Source organism: Acinetobacter sp. CS-2 (assembly GCF_016599715.1).
Taxonomy (GTDB): domain Bacteria; phylum Pseudomonadota; class Gammaproteobacteria; order Pseudomonadales; family Moraxellaceae; genus Acinetobacter.
Genome location: NZ_CP067019.1, coordinates 2,451,280 through 2,469,855 on the forward strand (window position 1 = coordinate 2,451,280; position 18,576 = coordinate 2,469,855).

At 41.6% G+C, this 18,576-nt stretch carries 19 protein-coding genes, 1 other RNA gene and 2 pseudogenes; 8 read left to right on the top strand and 14 right to left on the bottom strand.

Translation table 11 applies throughout. The annotated features are described in order from the left end of the window. Nucleotides 1-7: 7 nt before the first annotated feature. The 4 genes from JFY49_RS12020 to JFY49_RS12035 all read right to left on the bottom strand — a co-directional run bounded on the left by JFY49_RS12020 (nt 8) and on the right by JFY49_RS12035 (nt 3,181). Complete coding sequence (locus JFY49_RS12020) at nt 8-520, bottom strand: hypothetical protein (RefSeq protein WP_200223082.1); 513 nt, start codon at nt 518-520, stop codon at nt 8-10. 218 nt (nt 521-738) lie between these two features. After that, on the bottom strand, nt 739-984 hold the full coding sequence (locus JFY49_RS12025; RefSeq protein WP_180052718.1) for a transcriptional regulator: 246 nt from the start codon (nt 982-984) through the stop codon (nt 739-741). A gap of 122 nt (nt 985-1,106) precedes the next feature. Continuing rightward, nucleotides 1,107-1,907 carry a hypothetical protein gene (locus JFY49_RS12030; RefSeq protein ID WP_200223083.1) on the bottom strand — a complete coding sequence of 267 codons (801 nt, stop codon included), beginning with the start codon at nt 1,905-1,907 and terminating at the stop codon, nt 1,107-1,109. A gap of 74 nt (nt 1,908-1,981) precedes the next feature. Further along, on the bottom strand, nt 1,982-3,181 hold the full coding sequence (locus tag JFY49_RS12035) for a tyrosine-type recombinase/integrase (protein WP_180052720.1): 1,200 nt from the start codon (nt 3,179-3,181) through the stop codon (nt 1,982-1,984). A 92-nt stretch (nt 3,182-3,273) separates the two neighbouring features. Here JFY49_RS12035 and JFY49_RS12040 point away from each other — a divergent pair, with 92 nt between their 5' ends. Continuing rightward, nucleotides 3,274-4,206, top strand: coding sequence for an IS5 family transposase (locus tag JFY49_RS12040; protein WP_200223085.1), 933 nt, complete (start codon nt 3,274-3,276; stop codon nt 4,204-4,206). Nucleotides 4,207-4,403: 197 nt separating this feature from the next. Here the strand turns inward: JFY49_RS12040 and ssrA are convergent. Further along, nucleotides 4,404-4,763, bottom strand: a transfer-messenger RNA (tmRNA) gene (gene ssrA, locus JFY49_RS12045). 131 nt (nt 4,764-4,894) lie between these two features. On the opposite strand from ssrA, the pseudogene JFY49_RS12050 reads away from it, so the two are divergent. The 3 genes and pseudogenes from JFY49_RS12050 to JFY49_RS12060 all read left to right on the top strand — a co-directional run. Continuing rightward, nucleotides 4,895-5,506 (top strand): annotated as a pseudogene (locus tag JFY49_RS12050) (FGGY family carbohydrate kinase); the annotation flags it as partial. A 61-nt stretch (nt 5,507-5,567) separates the two neighbouring features. After that, complete coding sequence (locus tag JFY49_RS12055) at nt 5,568-6,269, top strand: IS1 family transposase (protein WP_004693132.1); 702 nt, start codon at nt 5,568-5,570, stop codon at nt 6,267-6,269. A 30-nt stretch (nt 6,270-6,299) separates the two neighbouring features. Beyond that, nucleotides 6,300-7,175, top strand: a pseudogene (locus JFY49_RS12060) (FGGY family carbohydrate kinase); the annotation flags it as partial. A gap of 50 nt (nt 7,176-7,225) precedes the next feature. Here the strand turns inward: JFY49_RS12060 and JFY49_RS12065 are convergent. From JFY49_RS12065 to JFY49_RS12075, 3 genes are all read right to left on the bottom strand, one after another. Beyond that, nucleotides 7,226-8,755, bottom strand: a complete 1,530-nt coding sequence (locus tag JFY49_RS12065; RefSeq protein ID WP_200223087.1) for a DHA2 family efflux MFS transporter permease subunit — start codon at nt 8,753-8,755, stop codon at nt 7,226-7,228. Between the two features lie 6 nt (nt 8,756-8,761). Continuing rightward, nucleotides 8,762-9,913, bottom strand: coding sequence for an HlyD family efflux transporter periplasmic adaptor subunit (locus JFY49_RS12070; protein ID WP_200223088.1), 1,152 nt, complete (start codon nt 9,911-9,913; stop codon nt 8,762-8,764). A gap of 256 nt (nt 9,914-10,169) precedes the next feature. Beyond that, nucleotides 10,170-10,670, bottom strand: coding sequence for a thioesterase family protein (locus tag JFY49_RS12075; protein ID WP_166167735.1), 501 nt, complete (start codon nt 10,668-10,670; stop codon nt 10,170-10,172). A gap of 102 nt (nt 10,671-10,772) precedes the next feature. Here JFY49_RS12075 and hemB point away from each other — a divergent pair, with 102 nt between their 5' ends. Both hemB and thiO read left to right on the top strand, forming a co-directional pair. Next, nucleotides 10,773-11,786 (top strand): porphobilinogen synthase, encoded by a 1,014-nt coding sequence (gene hemB / locus JFY49_RS12080; protein ID WP_166167738.1) that lies wholly within the window; start codon nt 10,773-10,775, stop codon nt 11,784-11,786. Between the two features lie 18 nt (nt 11,787-11,804). After that, complete coding sequence (gene thiO, locus JFY49_RS12085) at nt 11,805-12,929, top strand: glycine oxidase ThiO (RefSeq protein ID WP_200223090.1); 1,125 nt, start codon at nt 11,805-11,807, stop codon at nt 12,927-12,929. On the opposite strand, the gene JFY49_RS12090 is transcribed toward thiO, so the two are convergent. The 5 genes from JFY49_RS12090 to JFY49_RS12105 form a co-directional block, all read right to left on the bottom strand. Further along, a complete protein-coding gene (locus tag JFY49_RS12090) occupies nt 12,915-13,823 on the bottom strand; it encodes a TIGR01777 family oxidoreductase (protein ID WP_200224869.1) in 909 nt (302 codons plus the stop codon). The genes thiO and JFY49_RS12090 overlap by 15 nt on opposite strands. A gap of 71 nt (nt 13,824-13,894) precedes the next feature. Next, the gene (locus JFY49_RS12095; RefSeq protein WP_200224870.1) at nt 13,895-14,341 is read right to left on the bottom strand and encodes an ABZJ_00895 family protein; all 447 of its coding nucleotides are present in this window, start codon (nt 14,339-14,341) and stop codon (nt 13,895-13,897) included. Between the two features lie 117 nt (nt 14,342-14,458). Beyond that, the gene (locus JFY49_RS17665; protein WP_265092669.1) at nt 14,459-14,587 is read right to left on the bottom strand and encodes a hypothetical protein; all 129 of its coding nucleotides are present in this window, start codon (nt 14,585-14,587) and stop codon (nt 14,459-14,461) included. 150 nt (nt 14,588-14,737) lie between these two features. Next, nucleotides 14,738-15,361: a LysE family translocator gene (locus JFY49_RS12100; protein ID WP_200223091.1), complete on the bottom strand. Its 624-nt coding sequence runs from the start codon at nt 15,359-15,361 to the stop codon at nt 14,738-14,740. A gap of 420 nt (nt 15,362-15,781) precedes the next feature. Further along, nucleotides 15,782-15,973: an NF038215 family lipoprotein gene (locus tag JFY49_RS12105; protein WP_180042467.1), complete on the bottom strand. Its 192-nt coding sequence runs from the start codon at nt 15,971-15,973 to the stop codon at nt 15,782-15,784. 272 nt (nt 15,974-16,245) lie between these two features. Here JFY49_RS12105 and JFY49_RS12110 point away from each other — a divergent pair, with 272 nt between their 5' ends. Both JFY49_RS12110 and JFY49_RS12115 read left to right on the top strand, forming a co-directional pair. Further along, nucleotides 16,246-17,127 (top strand): 1-aminocyclopropane-1-carboxylate deaminase/D-cysteine desulfhydrase, encoded by an 882-nt coding sequence (locus JFY49_RS12110; RefSeq protein WP_180042468.1) that lies wholly within the window; start codon nt 16,246-16,248, stop codon nt 17,125-17,127. 54 nt (nt 17,128-17,181) lie between these two features. Continuing rightward, nucleotides 17,182-18,381, top strand: a complete 1,200-nt coding sequence (locus tag JFY49_RS12115) for an NAD(P)/FAD-dependent oxidoreductase (protein ID WP_180042469.1) — start codon at nt 17,182-17,184, stop codon at nt 18,379-18,381. A 13-nt stretch (nt 18,382-18,394) separates the two neighbouring features. On the opposite strand, the gene JFY49_RS12120 is transcribed toward JFY49_RS12115, so the two are convergent. After that, complete coding sequence (locus tag JFY49_RS12120) at nt 18,395-18,553, bottom strand: hypothetical protein (protein WP_180042470.1); 159 nt, start codon at nt 18,551-18,553, stop codon at nt 18,395-18,397. Nucleotides 18,554-18,576 lie beyond the last annotated feature (23 nt).

Here is an 18,576-nt window from a genome sequence, read left to right on the forward strand (position 1 = left end):
ATAACTCTTAATATTCATTAAAATTCTTAGGCAATTTAAAAAATTTCACAAAATCACTCTTATATAATTTTTCATGATTAGAATATCCACGTTTTTTAAACACCTCCTTATTAATATAAAACCTTATTTCCGTCTTATCTTTTTGGTTTAAATATTCAAAAATCCTGTTAAACAAATAATTTCTTGATTCCTTCTTAATTGAAGCACTTTTTAAATAATGAAAAAGCTCGAACCAAAAAACATAACTTGTTTGAGCCTCAACCCAAACCTTCTGATCTTGCTTGATCGAATCCGGTAAATAAGCACATGCTGTTTTAAAACATTCAATATCGTCACTGATTCGTTTAGCAATTGAAGTAAGTATTTGGCCTTGGACCTTCTTTTGCAGGGTTACACTAGAGCCAGTTTGATTAAGTACAGTCTTAAGTATGTCCAATTGAGTTTTTTCAACCACAATCTTCGAGTGACTCGTACTACGATGTTTGACTTTTTGCTTTGATTTTGAATATTTTTTGGACATTATGAACTCCAAAAATAATGCTCTAAAAATTCAGTTTGGCTTTTTTAGGCGTAGCAAAGCCTAGAGCATAAATTCAAAAAGAATTTAAACTGATGTTATATTTAGAGATTATTAAAATTTATTTTCGGGTTGAGATAGTATTTCTTGTTATTGCCTGCTTTTTTATACCTAAATATAATGAGCTTTAAGAACAGGAAAAACTATCTCAATTTAATTGATTAACGAGACTTTTTTAGATTCTCATGCCATTCAACAATTTCGTTATAATCAAAATAAATTGCGGCTTGACGTTTATCATTTTGCTTTATTGCTACTGGAAAGTTGGGGTCAGTTTCCCTTAACTCTCTAATGGTCTGTGGGGTAACATCAAGCATCTTACATAATGTTGACTGCTTAATACGAAGTCTTTCGTCAAGGAATACTTTACCAGTACTCACTTTGACCTCCACTTTATCTTTCTTCATTAGATCACTCCTAACTTCTCTAAGATCTGCGAAGATTTATACAAATCATTCAAGGTAGGAGTGAACACACCGATTTGATATTTAGGTGACACCTCAGCGTAAACACTTGTTTTATAATTTATTTATTTTTTATCAGTGACAACATATTGGGGTTTTGGATTTGTTATTTTTTCAATCTCTTTTATAAAAGTCTGGTTGATATCATATTTTCTATCTAAATCCATAGCGCATAATTGAAATAAATCTGTATGCTTTAAGTTTTTCTCAGTTTTATAATATTTGTTTTCAACATACATAGAACAATAAGCATCAATTATAACCATTATTTTTTTGGGAAAATCTCCATTTAAATTACTTTTATTAAATTCAGATAATTTTCTCAGATATTCCTCCACATTAGTAAACCCGCCAATATCTTCATCATTTTCAATAGAAAAATTATTATTTATAGCCTTTTCATTCTCCAACCCACCAAGAAGATTTAATAAACATTTTCTTTCAACAAATAAATTATTCATTTTTAAATTAAGATCTAAATTTATTTTTTTAGAAAAAAATTCTCCAAATTTTGCAGGTAAATTAATATTACTTGGCCCATTTAACAAGCAGACCAATTCATCACCATTAATAGCAGTGTTTACTATAAATTCACTCTTTAAATCTAAACTCCTAACAATATTATAGATATTTTTTATGTTAAAAGCCTTGTTATCTAGTTTTAGATATCCTTCATACCTAACAACTTCAAAAATATTTTTATCTAAATCCTTACAATCAACTTGATTATCTGTTAGACCAACAAATCCATCATAATAAAAATATAAGTTTAGATTAGAGCTCTTAATAGCATCTACAATTTCTGCTCCATAAATATCATTTGCTTTTAGTTCTTCTAACTTTTCAATTATTGGTAATAAAGTCATAAAAAAGGTAAGGTTTGTTGATAACCTTACCTTTATAATGCCTATTAGACATTTTGTGAAAATTATTGAGTTTTTTATGCTGAAATTTTATCCAAATGATCAGCATATTCCTGCATTATCACTACACGTTGAGGCAAATACTTCGCTTTATTATATTTACCCTCAACACCGCCTTTTACATGTGCAAGTGAAAATTCAACATGTCGTTCATCATAATCATGTTCATTAAGAATCGTTGATGCGATATGCCTAAATCCATGCGGTGTTTGACGACCTTGATATCCCAAACGACGTAAAGCCATTATGAATACAGTTTCTGAAGCAGGTTCGCTTGGATTCAATCTACTCGGAAACAAATATTCACTTTTAGGATTAAGCTCTTTCAACCGTAGTAATAATTTACAGACTTGCTTTGACAATGGGACTATGTGCTCACGTCTTTTTTTCATTCGCTCAGCTGGAATAGACCATAACTTCTTTTCTAAATTAAATTCACTCCAGGTCGCTTCTCTAAGTTCAGAAGGTCTGCAGAATAGATAGCTTAAAAGCATTAGGCCTATTCTAGTGTCTTCTGTCGGATATCTACGAATTGTTCTAAGCAATTCAGGAACGTCTTCTGTTCGTACATGGGGCATACTTTTGGGAGTAGCTGGTTCTAGATATTTATGTATACCTTCAAGCGGATTATATTCTATGCGCCCTGTAACCTTTGCTAAATTATAAATATCCCGACACATTGTTAAAATTCTCTTAACCTGTTCGTTAATACCTTGCTCAGCTTGGATACTTCTTAAATGATTGAACCATTCAACGGCCAAAATCGTATCAAAAGGCCTATGACCAAACTTAGGAAAAATATGTTTTTCCAAAGCACCTTTATTTCTTACAAAAGTCCCTTCGACCCAACTTCCTTTACGGATTTCCAACCATTCTTGTGCGAGAGCCTTAAATAAATCTTTGCGCTCATTCAACTCTTTTTCTTGAAATTGTTTCTTAGTAAAAACTGGATTTTTACCATCAACAATATCATTAAGTAATTCCCGAGCTTTTTTTCTTGCCTTAGCACCTGATATTAGCGGATAAGAGCCCAAACTAATCCAAGACCATTTTCCATCTTCTTTTTTATACCGAAAAACCCAAGATTTTTTCCCACTTGGAGCAACCCTAAAATAAAGATTTTCGCTGTCTTTAATTCGGTACTCACTTGCCTCAGGTTCTAGATTTTCCAATGCTGTATCAGCGATCGGAAAACGCTTTATTTGTGTCCGCTTCATGATTTGTACACATCCAGTTCAATTTTTCCGCTGTGTACGGCTTTGTTGCACAAACCTAGCATCAAAAGCTTATTCAGCAATATAATTTCAAAATGAATAAGCCTGCCTCTAAAATCTACCGTACAACCAATTGGTCATCCTATAACCGAGCCTTAATTAACCGAGGTAATATTTCCATTTGGTTTGATCCAAAGACTCAGTGGTATGCACAATCACAAGGCAAGCAAGGTCGAAATCAAACCTACTCCGATACAGCGATTCAATGCTGCTTAATGATCAAATTACTATTCCGACTCTCTTTACGTATGGTCACAGGTTTTGTTCAAAGTCTGATTAAACTCTCTGGATTAGATTGGACAGCTCCGGATTATTCCACCCTTTGTCGTAGACAAAAGCATATTGATATTGCGATTAGCTATCAAAAAAGTAGTGATGGACTGCATCTACTCGTAGACTCTACTGGTTTGAAGTTTCTTGGTGAAGGTGAATGGAAACGCAAGAAACATGGGGCTGAATATCGTCGCCAATGGCGTAAGCTTCACATTGCTATAGATGCTAAAACCCTGCAAATACGTGCAGTACAACTCACCACAAATAATGTCAGTGATTCTCAAGTACTCGAAGATTTACTTGCTCAAATTCCCTTGGATGAACCAATTGATTCTGTTTATACAGATGGTGCTTATGACACAAAGCACTGCCGAAAAGTCATTTTAGATCGAGATGCACATGCGATCATTCCACCTAGAAAGAATGCAAAGCCTTGGAAGGATCAGCAAGCGAGGTCTATAGAGCGGAACGAATTATTAAAGACAGTCAAACGGCTAGGCAGATCGCTTTGGAAAAAGTGGTCTGGTTATCACCGTCGAAGTTTGGTTGAAACCAAGATGCATTGCATCAAATTATTAGGCGATAAATTAACAGCGCGGAGTTTTCCAAGTCAGGTGAATGAGATCCATGCACGCATGGCAGTTTTGAATAAATTCACAGAATTAGGTCGCCCTCATACCCAAGTTGTCTCTTAAATTTGAGTAGCTTAAGGGAACTCAGCCTTTCAAACCTTTATGCAACAAAGCCGCTGTGTACACCCTACGTGTACAGCTTCACTTCAAAATGTTCTTAAATGATATGCAATGATCTTAAAACAAAAAAGGCTTGAACCCTTAGGATTCAAGCCTTTAGCCGAAGATCTTTGAAGATCTTCGAATTTACTTTTGAATTTTGGTGGAGGTGGCGGGAGTTGAACCCGCGTCCGCCAGCACTACGCTCGAGAATACTACATGCTTAGATATCGTCTATTGTTTTAACTCTTTGTGACCCGACGAACAGGGTACAAATCGCGATCCTCTAAGTTTAGTACAAAGCCCCGAGGCTTGGCTTTATACGGACTTGTGTGCGTGCGCTTCAGTCGGACTCTCTAACCACAAGTATTCGGAGAGGCGGACAAGCTGCCCTTAGGCAGCTAGAGCGTATGATTCGTCGTTTGCGACTATTAAAATGCAAATTTGATTTACGAGAGAAAATGCGCTCTCGACATGCATCTATGAGTTTCATCACCAGCGTCGAAGCCAGAAACACCCCCAAAGTAGACCGCAATCATAACATAAATGTTCAAACCCGCAGTGCGTTTTTTAAACATTTACACAAACAGATGCGATTAATTTAATAATTGCGTTAATATTTTATTTTTCAAGTCCTATAAAAGAAAAAATTATGAGCTATTTACTTGCACTCGATCAGGGAACCACCTCTAGCCGTGCGATCATCTTTAATGAACAGGGAAAAGTTCAAGCAACAGCTCAGCGTGAAATACATATCTCTACCCCACATTCAGGCTGGGTAGAACAGGATGCACAGGAAATCTGGACCACACAAATTGCAGTTGTGCAGCAGGCCCTCGCCTCGGCCCGTATTCTGGCAAAAGATATCAAAGCCATTGGACTGACCAATCAGCGTGAAACCACCGTGGTTTGGGATAAGCGCACGGGCAAACCGCTTGCCCCTGCAATTGTCTGGCAAGACCGCCGTGCAACTGAATGGTGTAATCAGCTCCTGCAAAAAAATTTACAGAATAAAATCCAGCAGAAAACCGGTTTATTGATTGACCCTTATTTCAGTGCCGGAAAACTGGTCTGGTTGCTGGAAAATATCGAAGGTCTGCGTGATCTAGCACAACAGGGACATGTGGCTTTTGGAACAGTCGATAGCTGGCTGATGTGGAATTTAACCCAAGGTGCAGAACATGTCATTGAAGCCAGCAATGCCTCCCGTACTATGCTGATGAATCTGCAAACTCAGGCCTGGGATGAAGAATTGCTACAGCTGTTGGTGGTGTATCAAAAAGTATGCTAAAAAAAAGCAGGTTGAGTTTTGATAAAATAGAGAAATGCAAATAACTCTAGAAATCAAATGTCCAACCTGCCTCAGTGACAATATAAAGAAAAATGGCATCAAAGTAGATGGGAAACAGAACTACCAATGCAAAGACTGCAAACGTCAGTTTATTGGTGACCATGCTCTGAGCTATCTAGGATGTAATTCTGGCATTACTCGTAAAATATTACAGTTAATGGTCAGAGGCAGCGGTATACGAGATATCGCTGAAGTTGAGCGCATTAGTATCGGTAAAGTCTTACGGACTTTAACTGAATCGGCCTATCAAATTCAGCCTAAACAAAGTCATTATGAATCTCTCGAAGTAGATGAATTCTGGACTTTTGTTGGAAATAAAAATAATAAACAATGGCTTATTTACGCTTACCATCGAGAAACAGGTGAGATTGTTGCTTATGTTTGGGGTAAGAGAGATTTAGCTACAGTCCAAAGGTTGAAGACAAAGCTTAAACAATTAGGTATTCACTACACCCGAATTGCAAGTGATCATTGGGACAGTTTCATCACTGCTTTTAAAAACTGCAAGCAAAGTATTGGTAAGTTTTTTACTGTAGGAATTGAAGGTAATAATTGCAAAATAAGGCATCGAATAAGGCGTGGTTTTAGAAGAAGTTGTAATTTCTCCAAAAAGCTTGAAAACCATTTTAAAGCCTTCGACTTAACCTTCTTTTACATCAATAATGGCTTCATTTAATGTCAGCATACTTTTTAAAACACCACCCAGCTGTTTAATATCCCGCGTTCAGTTCTGCCGCAAATTATTGCTTCGGATAGCTATATGGCAGACACGGCTACAGGTTTATTGGGCGCAAATATCCCAATTATGGGAATTTTGGGCGATCAGCAATCGGCCCTGTTTGGCCAGTCCTGCTTTGAAGTGGGTAGTGCAAAAAATACCTATGGCACGGGTTGCTTCATGCTGTTCAATACGGGGCATCAGGTGCAATTTAGCCACAACAAGCTCTTGAGCACCTTAGCTTGGCAATGTCATGAAAAAACCACTTATGCACTGGAAGGCAGTGTATTTATGGCGGGTGCCATTGTGCAATGGTTACGTGATGGTTTAGGGATTATTCAAAACAGTCGTGAAGTCGAACAGCTGGCTTGTCAGGTAAAAGATACCGACGGCGTAGTTTTGGTGCCGGCTTTTACCGGACTCGGTGCTCCGCATTGGGACAGTGATGCCCGAGCCCTGCTCTGCGGCATGTCCCGTGGGACCAATAAAGCCCATATTGCCCGTGCAGCTTTGGAATCGATAGCCTTTCAGGTCTCCGATGTCCTGATGGCCATGCAATCCGATATTACCCATCCCTTAAAAGAACTGCGCGTCGATGGCGGTGCAAGTAGCAATGACATGCTGATGCAGTTTCAGGCAGATATGTTAAATGTGCCGGTATTGCGTCCTAAAATGCTGGAATCTACCGCTTGGGGTGCAGCAGCCATGGCCGGATTAAAAGCTGGCGTATTTTCCAGCATGTCAGATATTTCTGCATCATGGCAACTGGAGTGGGCTTTTGAACCCAATATGAATCAAGACCAGCGCCAATTTCATCTAAACAAATGGCAAACTGCATTAAAGCGGGCTAAATCAGATATTTAATATCTTCATATCCAAGATAATAAAAAACCGCTTCGAAAAGCGGTTTTTTATTAATGTGCATGTCCACCACCGGTGACACCGTTTTTGGGTTTTGGACATAGCCAGATAATCAGTGCGGCAAAAATAAACACCAGCGCCAGAATTAAAAACACATGGTTAGCAGATAAGGTAGACGCTTCTTTATCGACCAGACTCGAGATATAGCCCAAACTGCTTTCTGGACTCATTCCTCTTTGGGTCAGGATATTTTGCACTTCATCCATATGCAGGCTTCCTGCCATCTCGCTACGTGCCACTTTGCCATGATCATCCCAAATGGTAACGGCAATCGACGCTCCAATTGCCCCGGCCATGGTTCTGAGGAAGTTCATCAAACCGGCAGCAGAAGCCATTTCTTGCGGCAATACTGAAGCCAGAGCCATATTGGAGAGTGGAATAAAGAAAAACGGTACGGCAAAACCTTGCAAGATTTGCGGCAATGCCAAGGCCATAAAGTCGGCTTCAGTAGTCCAGAAGGCCCGCATCAGGGTCACCCCGCCCAGCAGACATAAACCAAAACTGGCCAAAGCCCGCTGATCATATTTGGTCGCCAGTTTGGCCACAATGGGCGACATCAGCAAACTGCCAAAACCCATGGTGGTAGTCAAATAACCGGCCCAAGTGGCGGTATAGCCCAGATTCACCTGTAACCATTGTGGAATCATGACAATACTGCCAAAGAAAGCCCCAAAACCAAAAGCCAAGGCCAAGACGGAAATGGTAAATCCACGATATTTAAAGATCTGGATATTCACTACCGGATGACGCTCGGTGAGTTCCCAAATGGTAAAAACGATGAGCCCGATCAAGGCAATCATGGCCAAAATGACAATAAAGGGATGATTAAACCAGTCATACTCATGGCCTAAATCCAGCATCAGCTGCAATGCCCCAATCCATAAAATCAGCAGCAATAATCCGCCCATATCAATTTTGAGTGTATTGGTTTTCGTTTCAGCAGATTTCAGCAAACGCATAGCAGCAAATGCACAGCCCAACCCGACCGGGATATTGATAAAGAAAATCCAGTGCCATGACCAGTTATCACTAATAGTCCCGCCCAGAATTGGCCCCAAAATGGGTCCCACAACCGTAGTCATGGCCCACATGCCCATCGCCTGCGACTGTTTCTCCGGTGGGAAAATACGCATCAGCAAGGTTTGGCTGAGTGGCATAATCGGCCCACCAAACAGGCCTTGTCCAATTCGGCAAAATACCAGCATTTCCAGACTGGTGGATAAACCGCATAACACAGAAAACAGGGTAAAACCGAACAGGCTGATGACAAAGATCCGAACCGTGCCAAAGCGCCCCGCCAACCAGCCGGTTAAAGGCACACAAATGGCTTCGGCAACGGCATAGGAAGTAATCACCCAGGTGCCTTGCGATGCAGAAACCGCAAGACTGCCGGTAATATGCGGAACCGAAACATTGGCAATGGTCATGTCCAGCACGACCATAAAGTTGGCAAAGGCCAGTACAAATGCCGCCAGAAGCAGGCGGCCGCCAGTCAAGTTCGGTATAGGAGCGTAGTTCTTCATAAATGACTACTTCGAAGACAAATCGATCTTCGCTTCCATAGACAGCCCCACCCGTAACGGATGTTCAGCCAGTTCTTTGGGATCAAGCTTGATGCGAACCGGCAAGCGCTGAACCACCTTAATCCAGTTACCTGTCGCATTTTGTGCCGGAATCAATGCAAAGGCGGAACCGGTTCCGCCAGAGAAGCCTTGTACTGTGCCGTGATACTCGACTGAATCTCCGTACAGGTCAGAGGTTAAGACTGCTTTTTGACCGGGACGGACTTTTTCCAGCTGACTTTCTTTAAAATTGGCATCGACATACAGTTGTGAGGTCGGCACCACCATCATCAAGACAGTACCCGGTGCCACACGCTGACCAACCTGAATATTACGGCGTGTCACGACGCCATCAAATGGTGCCTTGATTTCAGTACGCTCCACATCTAACACAGCCTGCTTTAATTTGGCCTGTGCCACCAAAACATCAGGCGTGCTATTTTCATTGGCGCCGCGAATCAGTGCTTCATTGGCCGCCAAATTGCTTTGTGCCGCTTTTTGGCTGGATTTAGCTTGTGCCAAACCGGCTTGAGCCGATTCATAAACCGCTTTGGCGGTATTCAGTGCGCTTTGTGCCGTACTGAGTTCTTCTTTAGAAATGGCGCCAGAGGCACTGAGTTTTTCACGACGGCTTAAGTCATCTTGTGCCTTATCCATTTCAGCTTTGGCCTCGGCCACTTTGGCTTCAGCACTATGAATGGCATCATCACTGACAAAAATTTGTGAATTCAGTGAGCTGCTATTGGCTTGCGTCTGTTTATATTGACGCTGTGCCTTGACCAGTTCTGCTTTGGCTGCAGCAAGAGCAATTTCTGCATCGCGCTGATCAACACGAACCAGCAACTGACCTTTTTTGACCGTTTGAGTATCACTGACCAATACCTGTTCAACCTGTCCAGTCACCATAGAAGTGATTGAGGCCGTTTCTGCACCTACATAGGCATTATCGGTATCGACAGAATGATTGAAAAATAATGTCCAGATGGCATATAAAATCACAGCAAGGATTAAAATCAGTGCCACAAATCCCAAAGCCTTTTTTCGTTTTGCCTTGAGTTGCTGGTCAGTCACCTGTTCAGACTGTTGAGCATCTGGCGGCGTAATTTGAACATCTGTCATGCATGTTTCCTAAATCCAACAGCCCCCATCAGCAAGCAGCCCTGATCTGCCACCTTGACAATAGGCATCTAGATCGTAGTAAGCTCATCTTGATGGGACGTTATTCTTGTAAAAATTTTTGATGCATTTTAAGAGTAAAAAATCATATTTTGAGAATAAAAATGTAACTCACCAGTTTCCAAAACAAATTCGGTACCAGATTTTCATTCAATGCCACATATTGACCTGACTTCTGCTTAGCTGGCTTCAAACAAGTTTAATAAGCATAAGAAGCGATGGCGGTTGCAATCGCTTTGCCTTCATCATTGACTAAGGTCATGCGCATGGTGCAACCTTTCCGACCTAAACGCAAAGTCTCGGCACGTGCAGTAAAAGAATTGCCGCGACCCGGTGCAAGATAATCGACCCGCATATCAACTGTTGCCAAACGGGATACCTTCTTAATCGTCTCGGGCAAATCATCAGGAGTGGCTTTCTTGTACAGCTCCCCCATGGCCACAATCCCGCCAATACTGTCTAAAATGGTCGCCGCAACACCGCCATGCAAAATCTGAAATGCCACATTGCCAATCATATACGGCTGCATGTCGATATGGGCTTCAATCTGCCCATCTACCACCCGCATGTTCATGCCATTGTGCTGAAAAAAAGGAGATTTATTAAAAGCCTTGCATAACTGGTTCAGCAATACATCAATATCAACTTTCGAGCCGAAATGTATATGACCGGTCCAACTTTTTTCTGTTTCGTTTACCATTCGCTCGAATTTCCTGATTGAATAAAAATCTGTTAAACATCACCCAAAAACATATTCTAGGGCTACAATAGCCAAAGTTTAATACTGATCATTGAGATTGTTATGACCTATACGTTCAATCGTCCAGCATTTCCCGCTACCCGCATGCGCCGCATCCGTAAAAATGACCAATTACGTGCCATGGTACGCGAAACCCAGCTGACGACCGATCATCTCATTTACCCAGTATTCGTCCTTCCGGGGCAGAACCAAACCCAAGACATTCCAAGTATGCCGAATGTACAGCGTCTGTCTGCCGATCTACTGTTAAAAAAATCCGAACGTCTACTGGAATTGGGCGTTTCTAAATTAGCGCTCTTTCCTGTTACTCCACAAGAAGACAAAAGTCTGTCCGCCGAAGCTGCATGGCGTGAGGACGGTCTGGTCCAAAATACCGTTCGCCTGCTAAAAAAAGAATTGCCAGAAATGGTGCTGATCACGGATGGCGCTTTAGACCCGTATACTACGCATGGTCAGGACGGCATCATTGATGACACAGGCTATGTACTGAATGATGAAACCGTTGAATGCCTGATCAAGCAGGCACTCAGTCATGCCGAAGCTGGTGCAGATGTGGTTGCGCCGAGTGACATGATGGATGGTCGGATTGGTGCTATTCGTAATGCGCTGGAAGCCAACGGTCATATCTATACCAATATCATGGCTTATTCAGCAAAATATGCTTCCAGTTTTTACGGTCCATTCCGTGATGCAGTCGGTTCATCGACGAACCTGAAAGGTGGCAACAAGTACAATTACCAGATGGACATCGGCAACCGTGCCGAAGCCCTGCATGAAATTGCCCTGGATATTCAGGAAGGTGCAGACATGGTGATTGTCAAACCGGGCATGCCTTATCTGGATATCGTCCGTGAAGTGAAAGATACCTTTGGCGTGCCGACTTTCGTTTATCAGGTCAGCGGTGAATACGCCATGCTGGCGGGTGCCATTCAAAATGGCTGGCTATCCGACAGTGTGATTATTGAATCACTGATGAGTTGCCGCCGTGCCGGTGCTGATGGCATCTGGACCTACTTTGCCGAAGAAGCGGCTCTTAAACTGAAAGACATGAAATAAGGATTTGTGGTCTAAGCGATGAAAATTGCCATTATTGGAGCAGGCATTAGCGGTCTGCTGTCTGCTCTAGAGCTGGTGGAACAGGGATGTTCCGTGATGATTTTCGATCAGCAGCAGGCAGGAAAAGCTGCCTCTTGGGCGGGTGGAGGGATTCTCTCCCCGATGTATCCGTGGCGCTATCCGCAAGCCGTAAATCAGCTGGCGCAATATGGCAAATCATTGTATTTAGACTGGAATAAAAAGTTAAAGCTTGTTTCAGGCATTGATTTTGAAATTCATGAAAGCGGTATGCTGATTTTTGATGAAGCTGATTTTGAAAGCGGTCTGAATTATGCCGAGCAGTTTCAGGAACCAATGCAGCAATGTGAATATTTACAACAGGAACAGATTGAACAGCTAAATCCTTTTATTGACGCCAAATTTCAACACGCCATTTATTTCCCCCAGATTGCCAATGTCAGAAACCCGCGCTTACTGCAATCCATGGTTGCCTATTTAAAGCAGCATCCACAAGTCGAATTTATTGAGCACTGCCCGATTGAGCAGTTCAATATCGCCAATGGCCAAGTGCAGTCCATAGCTGCTAAAAATGGCAAAACTTATGATGCAGATCAGTTTGTTATCACCACCGGCGCATGGTCGCAGTGCTGGTCTGAACAACTGGATCTTGAGATTCCAGTTCGTCCGGTTCAGGGACAGATGGTGCTGTTTAAAACCCCGGCAAACTGGTTGCCAACCATGTGCATGAATGATGTGATGTATTTAATTCCACGTCTAGACGGTCATGTGGTCTGTGGTTCCAGCATGGCGGATTGCGGTTTTGACACCACCCCAACAGTAGCAACCAAACAGAAAATTTTAGAAGCCTGTTTCGAGATGGTGCCCGAACTGGCAGCGTTCCCTATCGAAAAACAGTGGGCTGGTTTAAGACCCGGCTCCCCAACGGGTATTCCTTACATCGGGAAAATACCCGAGATGAAGAATTTGTGGGCCAACTTTGGACATTTCCGTAACGGCTTATGTATGGGGCCTGCCTCTGCACAATTGCTCAGACAGCTGATGCTGGGCCAAACTCCTCTCGTAAACCCAGCAGCTTATAGCCCTGCTCGTCTCAAATCTGAAGCAGAGTTAATAGTTCACTAATATCTCTTCTAAAGCGCTGTTCAAGGTCGGATATTTAAACTCAAAACCGGCCTCTTGCAGGGCTATGGACGCGACATATTGACCATTTAATACCAGTTGTGACTGCTCACCCAGCATCCATCGCAAAACGAAAGCCGGTAAAAAGAACACAGGTTTACGTTTTAAAACTTGTGCCGCTGTTTTGACAAACTGCACTTGCAAGACTTTTTCAGGTGACACAAGATTAAATATTTGTGCTTCAGTTTCATTGAGCATTAAAAATTCGATGGCACGCAGCACATCTTGCACATGCACCCAAACTACGGGTTGCCGCCCGTGTCCAATCCGTCCCACCAAATTCAGTTTAATGGGGAATAACATACGCGGCAAAATTCCGCCATTTTTCCCAAATACAATGCCAAGACGAATAATCTTGGTTTTTTGCTGCGTAAAACTGAGGGCTGCCTGCTCCCATAACTGGCACAATTCCGACATAAAAATAGACTGTGGTGCAGACTGTTCTGTATATGTTTCTAACCATTGTTCAGTCGGATCTATACCATAGTATCCGACTGCAGAACCGGAAATAATCCGCTTTGGAAAAATCTGTCTTTTTCCCAGGTATCGATAGAGCTGCTGCGTGGTTTCTACCCGGCTCTTCATCAGTTGTTGTTTTCTTTTCGCTGTCCAGCGTCCCTGTCCAATACTTTCACCAGCCAGGTTGATGACATAATCAATGCGGTCGGTTTTCAGCTCATCTAAATGCTGAATCCAGGTCAGATCGGGATGATTTGAGCGTTTATTTTTCTGGCGGGTCAGCCCCACCACGGCATAATCACGAGCCAGCAAATAAGGCAACAGATGCGAGCCGATAAAACCACTGCCGCCGGTAATCAAGACACATGCTTTTTGCATTTTAGACGTACTCATGTTTTTCTTATCTATAGATCAAGATGGTATAAAACTCAAGCCTACATCAGGGTCGTTTAGCCAAACATTTTTTGCGCCATGCGCTGCGCCTGTTTACCATAAAACCAATAGGTCAAAAGATAAAGTGGAATGGCAATCAGCAAAACCATGATCAGCACCATACTCATAAATTGCGGATTTTTGAGATATAAAAGAAAATTCTGCCAAACTTCGGGATCATTCTTGGCAAAAAGGACAATGCCGAGTAATAAAAAGGCCAGGTTATAGCCCCAGAAAATCAGGCTAAATCCCAAAGTAATTTTTTTTTGTTCTTGAGCAGTTGGTGCTCGTCGTTGTTGTTTTAAAAACTTATACAGCACTAAAATCATGGCTGTTAAATAAGGCACGATGGTCAAAATGCCACCCATGCCGGTTGGCAGTAAAGCAGCCAATACACCACAGATACAGGTAAAAATAAAACAGAAGAGAAAAAACCATAAAAAATATCGGGTTAATGACACAATGAGCCTGCATAAGCAACTTTTAGATGATCAGTATAAAAAAAAATGAGTTTTTTTTCATTTTATTGTCAACCAATCTGTAAAGCTCTGCGTTATATAAGGTATGAAGTTCATGAACCGTTAATTTGTACCGGCATCCACAATATTTTCGGTGAACTTTTCTAAAGCAATAAACTTGGTTTCAGGTTTTAGTGAGGAACAGCAGCCCAAGCTAAAACTTGCAACAGATTTTTTGACCGACGATTTCATCATCACTCGAATCGTCGGTCTTTTATTTTCTACATTCTATTTTAATCCTAACGTTCAGTCTGGGAATAGATCTATGTCTTGCATAAATCACTCTTTTTATAAAATAACAAATGAGTAAACCATTCAAAATTGATTTACCCATGCCGTGATTTATTTCATCCCAAAGATTAACTTCAATCCCAACAGCGTCATAATGCCACCAGCAGCACGGTCAAAAGCGGCTTTAAATTTCAAATAGACACGACGTGGCTTTTCCGCCGACAAGGCCACTGCAACCAGTGAGCACCAGGCTGCATCAATAAAGAAACACAGTAGCGGCAACACAAAATAATAATAGGTCGGAATTTCTTTGGGTAAAAGTGCGGTAAAAATACTGGCCAGCACAATCGCAATTTTTGGATTGGAAAGCTGGGTAATTAAGCCCGTGGTGAAGGCACGGCGCAATGACATCTGAGTGTGTGAATTAGGGGCAGATTCAATCGGTTCTTTAGCATGTTTAATAATTTTAAACGCCAGCCAGAGTAGATATACGCCACCGCAGATTTTTAAAGCCAGATAGGCAGATGGCACCGCCAATAGAAATGCCTGTAATCCAAGTACGGCCAACAAGCCAAAAATAGCAGCGCCTGTGCCTGTACCTAAAGCGGTAAACAAACCATGCTTGCGTGAAATCCCAATTGAATTTTTAGCGACATAAATCGAAGTCGGTCCAGGACTCATTGCACCTAACATTAAAGCAAATGCAATTGAGCCCAAAATCCAAAATGATTCCACAAGTCCACCTACTGAAATTAATTCCGCGGCAATTTTACAATTTAAAAGGCTGAATATCTCCCTGAATTTCACCTCTTTTTCAGAATTTCACCGCATCATTCACCAAGAATTAAATAAATCACCTAATAAATCCCTAAGGAGGCAATCAAATCCCTCATTTATTAGATAAAATGAACAGAAGTATGGCTACTGCGTAGCGAGAGATATGGGAGAATATAAAATAAAGGTTTATATGGTAAAAGATCGTTACAGTTACAATGAAATTGGCTGCATACATATATTTTTATGACAGTACTCAAATAGAAAAAAAATCCGCCCAGCATTTCAGTAATAATTTTTTAGATACATATAAATTCAGACCTGCCAATTGGCAGGTCAAGCTTGATTTAGCGCGAGATTAAATATCGGTTTCAGCTCAGTTTACTCTTGAGCTATTGGCTGTATTTCACGTGCGCCAAGCGGCGCAAGCCTATAATCTTGATCATGCACCGGCACACCGCCAATAATCATGCTACGAACTTCGGTTTTTGGCTTGTTATAATCATCTTTCGCATCACATGCTGTCAGCAATAGCAGCACGCAAACAAATAAACCCACGGATAGCGTCTTCATCACATATCCTCTTTTTCATCATTGTTATATCTTTTAGATTAACACTAATGAGTATTTTTCAATCATTATTTTTATCATTTTAATTCAATCATTTAAGATATATTTACAAATAAGATCTCTATAAATATGAGCAAGAACAAAAATCTTCAATAACTATTGTCAGGTCACTCCTTATATTAAAATATCACTTTGATGATCCTGATGAAAACAGCGTGCCATAGATCATCCTATTTTACGTACAATACAGTCTCATATTTATGGACCATAATGAAATGTTTGACCATATTGCCCAGTCAGTCACTTATCAGCACATTCAGCTGAATGCCCCCGTTACAGTGACTGTGAAGTGTTTGGATCAGATTCATCCTCAAATTTCGGGCAACAAGTTTTTTAAACTGAAATACAATTTTCTGGAAGCAGAGCAGCAAGGCTTTAAAAAAGTCCTAACTTTTGGCGGTGCCTACTCCAATCATATTGCTGCCACCGCTTATGCAGCACATTTGTTTGGCTTTGCCAGTGTAGGCATTATTCGCGGTGAAGAACTCAAAGATAAAGCACTCAATCCTACCCTTGCCACAGCGCAACAATCTGGTATGCAACTGCATTTTGTCTCCCGCCAACAATATCGTGAAAAAACCAGTTCTGAATTTCTCGAACAATTACAACAAAGCTATCCAGAGCATTACATCATTCCCGAAGGTGGAACCAATTCTCTTTCCATTCAGGGCTGCAAGGAAATTTTAACAGCCGGAGACCAACACAATTATGATGTGATCTGCTGTGCCGTTGGAACAGGCGGAACAATTACAGGATTAATTGAAGCCAGTGCTGCTCATCAAACCGTGCTGGGTTTTTCAGCCTTAAAAGGCGATTTTTTAAAGTCGGATGTCAAACAATGGACGACAAAGAAAAACTGGAAAATCACCGATGCCTATTGCTGTGGCGGTTATGCCAAAACCAGTCCTGAGCTATTACAGTTTATGCAGTGCTTTGAAGCCGAACACCACATTCCTTTAGAGCAGGTTTATACTGCGAAGATGATGTATGGACTGATGGATTTAGTTGCCCAAAACCATTTTCCGGCAGGCAGCCGCATTCTGGTCATTCATACAGGCGGTCTGCAAGGTCGGCATCCAGATGCAGATCTATCCTGAAATTGAGCGCAAAATTGTCTATAATGCCCTGTTTTTATCTCCCGCGGGTTGCTCATGTCTACAAATCAGTATGATGTCATTGTTTTAGGTGCAGGTGCATCCGGTCTGATGTTGGCATACATGGCAGCCCAGCGTGGTCGTAAAGTTTTAGTACTGGAAAAAGCCAACAAGGTGGGTAAAAAAATCCTGATGTCCGGTGGCGGTAAATGTAATTTTACCAATCTGTACGTCGAGCCTGAAAACTACATTTCACATAACCCGCACTTCGTAATCTCGGCCTTAAGCCGCTATACCAACTGGGACTTTATTGGTCTGGTATGTGAACACGGTATTGAATATGAAGAACGTAAACACGGTCAGTTATTTACCTTAAACGGCGCCAAAGAAATTTTGGCCATGCTGCTGGCTGAATGTGACAAAACCGGCCTGGTCGACATTAAAACCAGCTGTGAAGTCAAAGCAGTGACGGCTGTGGATGAGCAAGGTTTTCAAGTCGCGACTACTTCAGGTTATTTCCAGGCTGAATCTGTGGTTGTGGCAACAGGTGGTTTGTCTGTTCCTACACTTGGCGGCTCGGGTATTGGTTATGAGATTGCCAAACAGTTTGGCCATCATGTACACCCGACCCGTGCAGGCTTGGTACCCTTTACTTTTTCCGACCAGTTTAAAGAAGTGACCACCCGTTTAAGCGGTAATGCGGTCGATGCCACCCTATCCAATAATTTAAACAGTTTTACTGAAGCCTTGCTGTTTACCCATCGTGGATTAAGTGGTCCAAGTTCCTTACAGCTTTCTAACTACTGGAATGTCGGTCAAAGCTTTAATATCAATTTTCTGCCTTACCTCGACTTGGTAGAATTTTTTAAAGCTAAAAAATCCAGCCAGCCTAAAGTGCTGCTACGTACCCTGTTGAATGAGCATTTGCCAAAAAGTGTGGTGCTGGAACTGCAAAATCTCATATGGGCAGAACTTGCCGATACAGCGATCGGTAATTTGAGCGACGATAAACTGGAACAGATTGCCAAACATCTACAGCATTTTGAAGTGAAACCGTCTGGAACTGAAGGCTACCGGACTGCGGAAGTGACTTTGGGTGGTGTCGATACTACTGAAGTATCATCAAAGACCATGGAAAGCAAGAAACAGAAAGGCTTGTACTTTGTCGGTGAAGTTCTGGATGTGTCAGGTCATTTAGGTGGTTTTAATTTTCAATGGGCATGGGCGTCTGCCCATGCCGCATCACAATACGTTTAACACGAAGATAATCTTATTCCAGATAATCCGTGCGTAATAAATAAACCTGTTTATTCTGCTGTATACGTGCAATGGCAAGATCCATTTTTGCAATTGTTTCAGTTACATCAGCAGGTTTATTTCCCAGTATTATTTGAGTCGCCAATTTATTTATGACTTTAACTAATAACATTACTTTTCTCCTTTTATTATTAA